Source organism: Crenothrix polyspora (assembly GCF_900163755.1).
Taxonomy (GTDB): domain Bacteria; phylum Pseudomonadota; class Gammaproteobacteria; order Methylococcales; family Methylomonadaceae; genus Crenothrix; species Crenothrix polyspora.
This window is the reverse complement of record NZ_FUKI01000034.1, coordinates 1-10,911: the sequence shown is the minus strand read 5'-3', so window position 1 is coordinate 10,911 and position 10,911 is coordinate 1. Positions and strand designations below refer to the sequence as shown.

The following is a 10,911-nucleotide window of genomic DNA, read 5'->3' as shown; positions in this document are numbered from 1 at the left end:
CGGGTTGGGTTGGGTTGGGTTGGGTTGGGTTGGGTTGGTCACGCCCATGAGTGCGTGACCTAGTGCGCGAAGAGTGGCGCGATTTTCAGGAGTTAGGCTTTCCCATATTCTGAAAAACTCCATTGCTTCTATTGGATATGTACTATCAACATGCAGAGTTTCAGCTTTATCAGTTAATAATAAATCTAGTGAACAGTTTAATTTGCTTGAAAGGGCTTTTAATTGTGCGCCTGTAGGCTCCCGTCTCCCTGTTAAATAATGCCCAACAGCGCCACGAGTCTTCACATTAAAAACGGGTATCAACTCAGTCTGAGTAATACCGGTATCTTTCATTATATTTTTTGCTTTTTCATACCATTTCATAATGTTAATGATACATAAAGTATCAAATTAAACAACGCCACAAAATGTATTTATCATTGCTTTTTATGGATACATAATGTATCTTTAGCGCATGAAAATACATGAATACATTAATTTACATACTAAAAGAGCCGAGGCCAGAAGAGAAATGGCTAAATCTCTTAATGTTGCCGAATCTACAGTTAGATCATGGGCTAATGGTACGCGACACCCAAAAAGAACTCTTTGGGATGTTATTGAAAAAGAGACAAATGGTGCTGTTAAAGCAATTGATCTTATATGACATTAGCGCCCCGACATTTTCAGCTAAGCCATGAAAACTAACCCAAGAAACTCAGCAATGCGCTTGTTGTTTTTACCGCCGTCCCTCTATAGCCAGTGCATTCTGGCTTTTTTTAACGAGAACAGATATGCAAAGCAATAGAGACATTAAGGTAGTGGTTTATGTAAACGATGCTGAGTACGCCGAATTGCAGCGTATTGCAACCGCACACCGATTATCCAGTTCAGCGGCAGCACGATATTGCTTTAACACCACTGCAAAAGATTTTAATCGCAAGCGTCGTGCAACGGATAGACCCACAGTGTCTACAGAGGGTAGACGGTAATTAATTTTATAACCCCAATCACCTGTGGTAAATGCGGCCATTTTAAGCGCGATACCGTGGGATTTGGGCAAGGCATAGGGCATTGTGTGCCTTATGAAGAATTCTTGGCAGGTAAGCCGAGTGAGGCTGCAAAAGACAGGGCATTTAAAGCATTGGGCGGCTTAGTCCACTGGCTGGATGTACCACGTTATTGCAGTAAATTTGAAAAGAAGGGAAACGATGAAAGTTGTGGATAGAGGGCACTCGACAAGCACGCACTCCGACCGTGTTTCCACAATATTTTTAGGTCGGGTTACCGGAGTAACAGAATGAACACAGATCACATCATAGGCGACTTGATTGAAATCAACGAAACCTTCCAGATTTACTACCCTGGCTTGCAGTTAAGCCGGTCATTTGAACAATCGATCATTGATAATTTTCATAGCCATTTTAGTCTTGGCCAGCTTATAACGATCATGGTTTCGGCCTGTGATTGCACTGAAAATGCAGATCATGCGATACGGTATTTTTGCGCTACGTGCTGGCGCAAAATAAATTTTAGAGAAAATAGAGAACCCACTTTTTGCAAAAGGCAGGACGCATCCACTTCAATAAACAGAAATGGGATGCACTAATGAAATGGTTTAAGCACTTATCGACAGCAAGAAATGATGAGCGTTTAGCCAGATTAGAGGACAAAGCCGGATTAGAAGGATATGGTTTTTACTTTAAAACGTTGGAGATAGTTGCCGAAAATATGGATGCCTCGGATTGTACTGAGGTGACTTACAGCTTATCGAGATGGGGTCGTCAGACAAACATCACGTCAAAAAAATGGCTGTACTTGTCTTCATGTTGCTCTGACGTTGGTCTGATGATTGTCTGTCGAGACGCTGACGATATAACTGTCAAAATCCCTAAGTTATTAAAACATAAAGATAATCATACAAAAAACTTGCAAGTAACTTACAAGCAAGAGATATATAAAGAAGAGAAAGATAAAGATAAAGATAAAGAAATAAATAAAGAAAAAAATAAAGAAAAAAAGACTATTGTCCACAACGGAGGTGGTAGCGTCGTTAGAGGCGAAACAATGGGAACGCGCCGCGTGAAAATCGACAGCCTGGACGAGAGGGGTAATAATCCCGACCAACATGCCGCGTACAGTGAAATTTATGAAAATTGGAAGTCCGTAATGAACCATCCACGGTCAAACCTAAGCGACAAGCACAGAAAATTAATTTCTGATGTAATGAAATCGGGATACTCGGTTGACGACATAAAAACCGCAATAATCGGCTGTTCGATGACACCACACAACATGGGAGCCAATGAAAATAAACAGATTTATGATGGTCTACATGTGATTTTGAAGCCAGAAAATATTGACAGATTTATCGGAAACGCACAAAAAAGCCCCGTATCTGTGACAAGCAGACCAGGGCTAAAACAACCGGTACAGCATCCGGTATACGTGTACACACCGCTAAACCAAGACATAAACAATACAAGCACCATCGACGGTGAGAGGGTATTTTAATGCAACATCATGATTTTGTAAATTTTAGTGAGCTGTGGGCAACCACCAACGACGTGTCGGCAAACGGCAAGGTTTTATCGCCTTCGGCAATGAGCATTGTTTTCGATGATCTAACCGACTACCCGCTTGACTGGGTTAAAAAAGCCCTGTCCATACACCGCAAGCAAAACAAATTTGCCCCCACAGTGGCCGACATTGTGGAAATTATTACCAGCAAACAACCCAAGCACCCCAGTGCAGACGAAGCCTGGGTGAAAGTGCTGATGGCGATGGATGAGCGGGTAACCGTGGTGTTAACCACCGTCATGCAAGCGGCAAGAAGTGAAACTATGGCGGCTTGGGATGTAAAAAATACCAACCCGATGCGAATGGCTTTTCGGTCGGTTTACGAACGCCTGGTAAGTTTTCAGCCACCGATTGTCTGGGAAGTATCGCTGGGGCATGACGCAAGTGGACGTGCATCGGTGATTAACGCCGCTGTCGATCAGGGGTTATTACCCGAACACAAGCACCTGGAATTGCCCACCCCCGTGGTGGTGCAAAAATTACTCAACGGCATCCGGCTGGCTACCGAAAACGGCAAGATTGTTAACCCATCTGAAAAAAGCAAACAGATGCTAGATCAGCTCAAAAACAACACCTTCCTGAAAACAACAAAAACCGAAAACGACCAGGTCAGCGATGGCATTGCTCAGCGTGAAGCAGATTGCTTGGCTTTTGAGCAAAAACGGGCGGAACAACTGGCTGCTATCCAGGCTAAGGCTGCCTCATGAGCAACATTTTCAGCTTCATCGGCACAGTCGGCAAAGATGCCGAAGTGAAATATACCCCGTCGGGCGTAGCGGTGCTGGTGGTGTCTATGGCCAACCAAGTGGGCTATGGCGACAAACAGAAGACCAACTGGGTGCGGGTGAATGTGTGGGGCAAACGTGCTGAAGGTGAGCTGGTTAACTACCTCAAAAAAGGCCAACAAGCGTTTGTGAGTGGTGAATTGTCGCAAGGCGAGTACACGACAAGGGATGGTGAAAAAAAGACGCTGTGGGAGCTTAACGCCACGGTTTTGGATTTGGTGGGCAAGAAGGCCGACACGGCACAAAAAGCCCCCGTGGCAGCGCCGCAAAAACCACCACAACCACCGCATGACAATTTCGACGATGGCATCCCGTTTTGACGGAGCAAAACATGTTACAGACACCCAAGGCCAAGCGCATGATACCGGCTAAAGACCTGCTTAACTGTCCCGTGTGCGGACATAATCGCATGAAAAAAGAACACCGCGATGCCAGGCCCAGCTGCTCGGCTATTATGCGTTTAACCCAGCAACTGAAAGACCAGAACACCGCGCGTGCAAAGGGGACGGCATGAGCTACGATCCTTACAACCCGCCCCTGTTTGAAATAAAAACCGGTGATGTATTTGGGTTTTTAACAGCAGGTGAAAAAGTACACGTTAACCCCCACAGCAAAGGCAGACGGCTTTACACCTGCGTGTGTGGTACACACAAGTTTTACCCCGATGGGTATTTTAACCGCGCCGGTGGGTTTAGGGTTAAATCGTGTGGTTGTAAAAAATTCACGTCATTAACCCAAAAAGTGAATGCGACATCACAGCAAAAAATGAAAAATAAAGCAGGCTATGAGCAAGAAAAAACCTACATTCCGCTGTTGGGTGTACGCATAAATTTAGAGGCGTTTGGTGCGGGTGAAATGCGTAGAGCGAGTGATTAACATGCGCTGGCCATCCCCTCTATTCCCCCCCATTAATTTGTGGAGCGCCCCCACCATGCCTTTAACGGATATTCACCCGCGTATTGACGATGACTTACCCCCTACATTGATCAGCAAATTACAACAGGACATTAACCGCATGAATGAAGAAAACCGTCGCCATACTGACATTAGAAAAACCTTAAGTGAGCGCGGGGCACGCTATGGCAACTTTTCGGTACATGCCAATATTGCGCAAAACATTAAAGAAACCATGCGTAAAACACGGCGCTGGGAGGCGCTGAGCAATGACAAAAAAGAAGCGTTGGAAATGATGGCACACAAACTGGCCAGAATCTTAAACGGCGACCCTGAATACAAAGATTCCTGGGTAGATGTAGCGGGTTATAGCACGCTGATTGCCGACACCTTAAAGTAAAAAACAGCATGACAGACATAAAAACCGGCGATGTGTTCTGGAGTTTTACGGCGGGTAATATCACTGAAAACAGCTATGGAAAATCCCGCTGGTATACCTGTGAATGCGGTAAAAAAAGGGTCATCGTTAACTCCGTTATGCTACTTGGCAAAGTTAAATCGTGTGGCTGCAAAAGACATCAAAAAAAGTATTATGCCCCCAAAAAAGCCAAGCCGGTGTATGTGCCCTTACTCGGCTATGCGCTGGACATTAACCGATTTTCAACAGGAAAAATAGAGCGTATTGCCTTCCATAAAATAACCCACGAATGAGTACCCGCGATGACATTATTGCGCTGATTGGTGATTTTGACGCGTGCATTATTTTTAGTCAACTGGGCGGAACCGTGGTGAATTTATCATTAAAAAACCCAAAGCCACGCGATATAAATATCACCCCAAAAAGCTGGTATTTACTGTGTGCCTATTTTAACCACGAGGCCGTATATATCCCCAAATGCCGCCGTCTGCGTAATGAAATTATTATTAACGAACGACGACAAGGACGGCGCATTGTTGAACTGGCCCAAAAATTTCAGCTGAGTTTTCGGCAAATTATTCGTATTTGTGTGAAAAAGTGACATTTGTCACATATTAATGGCCACAAAAGTGCCGCACACTGAGCACATTTTTACTGTGAGCGATAGGTTTTATGATTGATAAAGACCCAATGGCATGGGATTTAGCCACCTGGTTATTAGGCTTTGGTATTGGTGTGGTGGGCGGTGCGTTAAAGTTTTTTAGCTCTCCTCAAATGAAAGATAAAAAGCTCAGTGCGTATGCCTTAATTTTAGACATTGTCACCTCCGGCTTTGTGTCACTGATTGCCTTTATGGCGCTCAATACGCTGGAAGTGCCTATTGGATTATCCGTGTCTTTAGGTGGTGTGTGTGGCCATATGTCCACGCGGTTACTGTTTTTAATAGAACGTATTATTGAACGCAAAATTAAAGCCCTATGATTATGATTAAAGCTTTTCAGGCCGCACACAACTTACCGATTAATGGCATTGTCAATAAAGACACGGCGCTGGCTATTGGTGTGTCAGTGGGTATTACTGAAACCGTCTATCTGGTGCATTTTTTAGCACAAATTCATCATGAAAGTAGCGGCTTTAAAGTCAACCAGGAAAACCTAAACTATTCGGTACAAGGTCTTAGAAAAATATTCTGGCGCTATTTTGACGAAGCCAGTGCTAGAAATTATGCCCGTCAACAACAACAAATTGCCAACAGGGTGTATGCCAATCGCATGGGTAACGGCAACGAAGCCAGTGGTGACGGCTGGAAGTACCGTGGCCGTGGTGGTATTCAACTCACCGGAAAAAACAATTATCAGGCGTATTTTAAATGGGCACAATTACCGGAGAATACCTCGCCGGATTGTGTATCGAATGAAGAGCATTTTTTTAGCAGCGCCCTGTTTTATTTTGCCACTCATAATGTGTTTCAGTATTGCCAGCGGGTGGATGATTCGTATGTGCTTAATGTCTCTCGGCTGATTAATTTGGGCACTGTCAGTACCAAAATTCTGCCCAATCACCTGGCTGAAAGAAAAATACTCACCGCCAAATATGCTGCCCTGCTATTACCTCCTCATTAATGGAACAAGAAGAATTATTTAATCAGATCCCAGACCTTGATATTGCCAGCCGAGACGATCTGTTAAAAATACTCACCGGCGCGGCACGTAGTCCGTCATCACGCACGCTGGAAAAAATGAAAGCCATAGAGCTCATGTGCAAAATACAAGGCTACTTTGCCCCGCAACAATTTGAACAATTGGGTGAAGACGGCAAACCCATTAACGTATCCATGCCTACGAGAATAGAAATTGTCGGGATTAGCACAGATAAACGTACCGGATAAATTATGGCCGGTGTTTGCAGCGCCGCGCGGCAGCGTGCGCTATCGGGGGGCTTACGGTGGGCGTGGCAGTGGTAAATCACAAAACTTTGCCACGATGGCGGCAGTGTGGGGCTATTCAGAAAACTTACGCATTTTGTGTACCCGCGAATTACAGGTGTCCATTCGGGAATCCTTCCATGCGGAATTAGCCAATGCCATTAAAGCTGTGCCGTGGTTATTGGCACATTACGCCATTGGTGAGTCGTACATCTCTGGCAAAAACGGCACCGAATTTATTTTTAAGGGGCTACGGCACAATATTTCGTCGATTAAATCGATGGCGAAGATTGATTTGTGCATTGTGGAAGAAGCCGAAGACGTGCCGGAATCCTCCTGGATAGATTTGATTCCCACGATAAGATCACCCAAGGCGGAAATCTGGGTGGTGTGGAACCCCCGCACCGATAACAGCCCGGTAGACCGGCGCTTTCGTAAGCATATTGATGACGACATGCTGATTGCTGAAATCAATTACACCGATAACCCGTGGTTTCCGGCCACCTTAGAGGCCGAGCGGTTGCGTGATTATCGTAATTTAGACCCAGCGTTGTATGGTCATATTTGGGATGGCCGTTACCTGGCGATTAGCGATGCACAGGTGCTAAAAGGTAAATATGAAATCGCCGAGTTTGAGCCGTTACCAGACTGGGATGGCGCTTACTTTGGTGCGGACTGGGGCTTTTCAGTTGACCCGACAGCCGTCACCAAATGCTGGATTCATAAAAATGTACTGTATGTGGAATATGAAGCCTACGGCGCGGGTGTTGAGATCGATCATTTACCGGCACTGTTCGACAGCATTCCTAGCATAAGACGGCATGTGATTTGGGCGGACAATGCACGGCCAGAAACCATCAGCTACATGCGCCGTCAGGGTTTTAATATCCGTGGTGCAGTAAAAGGTAAAGGCAGTGTAGAAGATGGCGTGGCTAATTTACGCGGCTACGACAAGATTATTATTCACCCGCGTTGTAAAAATGCCATTAACGAAGCACGGCTGTGGTCTTACAAAGTCGATAGATTATCGGGGGATGTATTGCCGGTGTTAGTCGATGCCAACAACCACGTTTATGACTCCATTCGCTATAGCCTAGAGCCCATCATGAAACGCGGCAATGGCTCACAACAGATAACCACTCAACAATCCTCTATAGGGGTATGGTAATGGCTTTAAATAACACAATTAACCCGCTTTTACATTTAGAATCGGCCACGCATATTCCCGCTACCAGCGTAGATGCTATTTTGTCGATACTGACCAATGCAGAACGCGGCTATATTCGACAGCAAGCCGATTTATTCGCCGACATGGAAGAGCGCGATGCCCATATTTATGCCGAAATAACCAAACGCAAAATGGCGGTATCAGAGTTGGATTGGTCGTTAATGCCGCCCGATGATGCCAAAGCCACCGAGAAAAAAGCCATTGCTCAACTAGAAACCCGTTTAAGAGACACGCTGGATGTGAATACGCTGGTGTTTGATATGGCCAACGCCATTGGCTACGGCTTTGCAGGGTTAGAAATAGAATGGCACAAAACCACTGATTTATGGCTACCCAAAAGCATCACCCACAGGCCACAACGCTGGTTTACCGTAGATATTGAGACCCGTAGGCAATTGCGCTTACGCAATAATACCAGCCATGAAGGTGAAGAATTAATGCCCTACGGCTGGATTATGCACGAACACAGCAGCAAAACCGGTTCACCCGCCACGCAAGGGCTGTACAGGGCATTAGTCTTGCCTTACTTGTTTAAAAACTTTGCTACCAAAAACTGGTTACGCTTTTGTGAATTGTACGGTGTACCCATTCGGGTATTAATTCACCACGAAACCGACCCGCTGGTTAAAAAAGAGCTGTACCGGGCGTTAGAAAATATGGGGCAAAACGGGGTGGCCATGTTGCAAGGCGGCTTGCCAGAAGATTTAAAAACCGTGCCGATGACCAACGGGGACGGTTTGGCTTTTAAAGAGCTAATCGATTGGGCAGAACGGAGCATCAGCAAGGCCATTTTAGGCGGCACATTAACCAGTGATTCGGGCAGAAATGGCAATTATGCCACCGCTGCCGTGCATGACGATGTGCGGTTAAAAATAAGAAACAACGATGCCAAGCAGTTATCAGCCACATTAACCAAGCAATTGTTGGGTGCAATTGTTGCTTTAAACGGTTTAAGCATTCGTCCTGCCTTTGCGTTTGACACCAGCGAACAGGAAGATTTAAAGCTGTATGCCGAGGCCATTCCCCGTTTGGTGGCAGCCGGTGTGCAAATTCCTGAAAGTTATGCGCATACCAAATTAAAGATTCCTTATGCGGTAGACGGCGAGCCTATTTTGAAAATGGCCAGTGCGGTACCGGCGGATAAACCCGTGTCTGGCACAGGATTGGTAGCCGGTGCTATGCACTTAGCCGTAGCAAATCCTACGTTTACCCCCGAACAACAAGTGATTGAGGAATTGATTAAAACAGCGGTGGACAAAGGCGGTAATCCGGTGCAATACGAACTCATTTCATCGGTGATTAAAGCGGCCAGTAGCCCCGATGATTTAGCCAACCGATTAGCCACTGTGTTAGCCACCACACAACCGGATGAGTTTAGAACGGTATTGGAACGGGCATTGTTTGCAGCGGATGTAATGGGGTATGTCAATGGCTAGCCTACTAATATTTAGCAGGCTAACAGATTAAAAATTATGTTTGGGGTTAATATGAAAGAAGATGAATTTAATTTGCTTTATCAATATTGTGATCGATCCACTGACAAAGCAATTGCTGGTAGTCTACTTGTTGCCGAATCCATGAATCCGGTACCGCCTTGGTGTTACCGGTTGCTATTAAGGTTTCGCTTGCTGCTAGGAAGCTTTTCTTTAGCGATACAAGGTTTGGGTGTGTGGAAATTAATGCAAAAAGGAATGCGGCAGTGATTTCTTTTTCTGCTTCAAGATCACGAAGCCGTTCCTGTACGTTATCATTAATGGTGTTTTGGTTCATTTTAGATTCCCTTTTTAAGGTTTTGTTGTGGAAACCAAAGCTTAACATAAGGGGAATCTTCTAATGGCTAGCCCAATATCTGTGGGACTTGTTACATTCCCTGAAGCGATTAAGGCGATACGTGATCGCGGCATAGTATTGCCGGACGTATATTACGGCAAACTGCAAGGCATAGCACGGCAACTGGCGTTTAGTGTGGCCGGTTTAGCCAGTGTCGATCAGCTGCAATCGGTGCTGGATTCGTTAACCAAGGCATTAGAAAACGGTGAAACTTTAGGCGCTTGGAAAAATAGGGTACTGAAAGACGGCACATTAAACCTGCCTGCATACCGCCTGGAAAATATCTATCGTACCAATATTCAAAATGCTTTTAACCGTGGCCGCTGGCAAAAGTTTGGAGCGTTTAAAGCCAGTAGACCGTATTTACTGTACGACGCAATCAACGACACACGGGTAAGACCGGCCCATTTGGCGTTGGATGGCATTATTCGCCCCGTGGGTGATGCGTTTTGGAATGTCCACGCCCCCAGTTGTGGCTATAACTGCCGGTGTCGGTTGGTGTCGTTATCAGAACAACAGGCACAAAATCGGTCGAGAGCGGATAAAAACGGTAATCCGCAAGGCTTAAATAAACCCGTTGATGTGGAGAAGATGAAACCCGATAAAGGCTGGGATTATAACCCTGGGCAGGATGTGTTTGGGGGTGTGGAACGGGCGGTGGCGGCGCGGCAGGGTAAGGTGAGTCCTGTGCTATTATCGGCATTTGATAGAAAAATAGTTCACGACGATATGAAAATACTCAATACCGAATCATTCATTCCTGTTCAAAAAATAATGAATGAATTAGCTGGTAAAAACCCTGATTGGTTTCCTGATGGATTCAGCGGAATATTCACTGTGGAAAGGGCTGATTTATTTATGGCTTACCACAAGGGTGCATTTTATGTGTCAAATGCAGATAAGCTGGTTAGCGGATTTAACCCAATGATCGATTTAACCAAGGCATTTGAAAAAGCTAAAACAGGCGATAAGTTAACGTTTAATGAAGAATATGCTGTTGAAACTTTATGGCATGAAATTATGCACAGCAGGGCACAGCATTCTGTTTTCCCAAAAAGAGCAAATTCCTTGTTGATAATCGAAGGCATTCACCAATGGTTATCAAGACGAACATATACTGATTTTATGCAAAATATTGGCATAGCTTCTCAGTATCAGAAAGAAATTATGTTATCTGGTCATGCTTACTATGATGCAGTATACAATTTTACTCTGTACATGACAAAAAAATAAGCCAATGAAATGTCATATAATTTTCGTTTTTGTAAACGAA

General features: G+C 45.0%; 19 protein-coding genes. 17 read left to right on the top strand and 2 right to left on the bottom strand.

Features of this window, described 5'->3' with window-relative positions:
* Positions 1-363: helix-turn-helix domain-containing protein (locus CRENPOLYSF2_RS02335; RefSeq protein ID WP_140396771.1), on the bottom strand; the 363-nt coding region annotated here is incomplete at its 3' end.
* A 91-nt stretch (positions 364-454) separates the two neighbouring features.
* Here CRENPOLYSF2_RS02335 and CRENPOLYSF2_RS02330 point away from each other — a divergent pair.
* From CRENPOLYSF2_RS02330 to CRENPOLYSF2_RS02255, 16 genes are all read left to right on the top strand, one after another.
* Entirely contained in the window at positions 455-646 is a 192-nt protein-coding gene (locus CRENPOLYSF2_RS02330) for a helix-turn-helix domain-containing protein (RefSeq protein WP_140396770.1), read from the top strand.
* Positions 647-773: 127 nt separating this feature from the next.
* Positions 774-971 carry a hypothetical protein gene (locus tag CRENPOLYSF2_RS18440; RefSeq protein WP_140396769.1) on the top strand — a complete coding sequence of 66 codons (198 nt, stop codon included), beginning with the start codon at positions 774-776 and terminating at the stop codon, positions 969-971.
* Positions 972-1,027: 56 nt separating this feature from the next.
* Positions 1,028-1,207, top strand: coding sequence for a hypothetical protein (locus CRENPOLYSF2_RS18435; protein WP_140396768.1), 180 nt, complete (start codon positions 1,028-1,030; stop codon positions 1,205-1,207).
* 380 nt (positions 1,208-1,587) lie between these two features.
* Positions 1,588-2,493 (top strand): hypothetical protein, encoded by a 906-nt coding sequence (locus tag CRENPOLYSF2_RS18725; protein ID WP_087142354.1) that lies wholly within the window; start codon positions 1,588-1,590, stop codon positions 2,491-2,493.
* A complete protein-coding gene (locus CRENPOLYSF2_RS02310; protein WP_087142353.1) occupies positions 2,493-3,266 on the top strand; it encodes a hypothetical protein in 774 nt (257 codons plus the stop codon). The genes CRENPOLYSF2_RS18725 and CRENPOLYSF2_RS02310 overlap by 1 nt, the downstream gene beginning before the upstream one ends.
* Positions 3,263-3,664, top strand: coding sequence for a single-stranded DNA-binding protein (locus CRENPOLYSF2_RS02305; RefSeq protein ID WP_087142352.1), 402 nt, complete (start codon positions 3,263-3,265; stop codon positions 3,662-3,664). Before CRENPOLYSF2_RS02310 ends, CRENPOLYSF2_RS02305 begins: the two co-directional genes overlap by 4 nt.
* An 11-nt stretch (positions 3,665-3,675) precedes the next feature.
* A complete protein-coding gene (locus CRENPOLYSF2_RS02300; RefSeq protein WP_087142351.1) occupies positions 3,676-3,858 on the top strand; it encodes a hypothetical protein in 183 nt (60 codons plus the stop codon).
* The gene (locus tag CRENPOLYSF2_RS02295; RefSeq protein WP_087142350.1) at positions 3,855-4,220 is read left to right on the top strand and encodes a hypothetical protein; all 366 of its coding nucleotides are present in this window, start codon (positions 3,855-3,857) and stop codon (positions 4,218-4,220) included. The genes CRENPOLYSF2_RS02300 and CRENPOLYSF2_RS02295 overlap by 4 nt, the downstream gene beginning before the upstream one ends.
* Before the next feature lies 1 nt (position 4,221).
* Positions 4,222-4,638 carry a DUF6378 domain-containing protein gene (locus tag CRENPOLYSF2_RS02290; RefSeq protein WP_217884050.1) on the top strand — a complete coding sequence of 139 codons (417 nt, stop codon included), beginning with the start codon at positions 4,222-4,224 and terminating at the stop codon, positions 4,636-4,638.
* A gap of 8 nt (positions 4,639-4,646) precedes the next feature.
* A complete protein-coding gene (locus tag CRENPOLYSF2_RS02285) occupies positions 4,647-4,949 on the top strand; it encodes a hypothetical protein (RefSeq protein WP_087142349.1) in 303 nt (100 codons plus the stop codon).
* Positions 4,946-5,257: a hypothetical protein gene (locus CRENPOLYSF2_RS02280; protein ID WP_087142348.1), complete on the top strand. Its 312-nt coding sequence runs from the start codon at positions 4,946-4,948 to the stop codon at positions 5,255-5,257. Before CRENPOLYSF2_RS02285 ends, CRENPOLYSF2_RS02280 begins: the two co-directional genes overlap by 4 nt.
* A 71-nt stretch (positions 5,258-5,328) precedes the next feature.
* Positions 5,329-5,637, top strand: a complete 309-nt coding sequence (locus tag CRENPOLYSF2_RS02275) for a phage holin family protein (RefSeq protein ID WP_087142347.1) — start codon at positions 5,329-5,331, stop codon at positions 5,635-5,637.
* On the top strand, positions 5,634-6,278 hold the full coding sequence (locus tag CRENPOLYSF2_RS02270) for a glycoside hydrolase family 19 protein (RefSeq protein WP_087142346.1): 645 nt from the start codon (positions 5,634-5,636) through the stop codon (positions 6,276-6,278). Before CRENPOLYSF2_RS02275 ends, CRENPOLYSF2_RS02270 begins: the two co-directional genes overlap by 4 nt.
* Entirely contained in the window at positions 6,278-6,544 is a 267-nt protein-coding gene (locus tag CRENPOLYSF2_RS02265; RefSeq protein ID WP_087142345.1) for a hypothetical protein, read from the top strand. The genes CRENPOLYSF2_RS02270 and CRENPOLYSF2_RS02265 overlap by 1 nt, the downstream gene beginning before the upstream one ends.
* Positions 6,510-7,748 carry a PBSX family phage terminase large subunit gene (locus CRENPOLYSF2_RS02260; protein ID WP_087142344.1) on the top strand — a complete coding sequence of 413 codons (1,239 nt, stop codon included), beginning with the start codon at positions 6,510-6,512 and terminating at the stop codon, positions 7,746-7,748. Before CRENPOLYSF2_RS02265 ends, CRENPOLYSF2_RS02260 begins: the two co-directional genes overlap by 35 nt.
* The gene (locus CRENPOLYSF2_RS02255) at positions 7,748-9,244 is read left to right on the top strand and encodes a phage portal protein family protein (protein WP_176371005.1); all 1,497 of its coding nucleotides are present in this window, start codon (positions 7,748-7,750) and stop codon (positions 9,242-9,244) included. The genes CRENPOLYSF2_RS02260 and CRENPOLYSF2_RS02255 overlap by 1 nt, the downstream gene beginning before the upstream one ends.
* Before the next feature lie 67 nt (positions 9,245-9,311).
* Here CRENPOLYSF2_RS02255 and CRENPOLYSF2_RS02250 read toward each other — a convergent pair whose 3' ends face one another.
* Positions 9,312-9,578: a hypothetical protein gene (locus CRENPOLYSF2_RS02250; protein ID WP_087142342.1), complete on the bottom strand. Its 267-nt coding sequence runs from the start codon at positions 9,576-9,578 to the stop codon at positions 9,312-9,314.
* Between the two features lie 63 nt (positions 9,579-9,641).
* Between CRENPOLYSF2_RS02250 and CRENPOLYSF2_RS02245 the strand changes: the two genes are divergently transcribed.
* Entirely contained in the window at positions 9,642-10,871 is a 1,230-nt protein-coding gene (locus CRENPOLYSF2_RS02245) for a phage head morphogenesis protein (RefSeq protein WP_087142341.1), read from the top strand.
* Positions 10,872-10,911 lie beyond the last annotated feature (40 nt).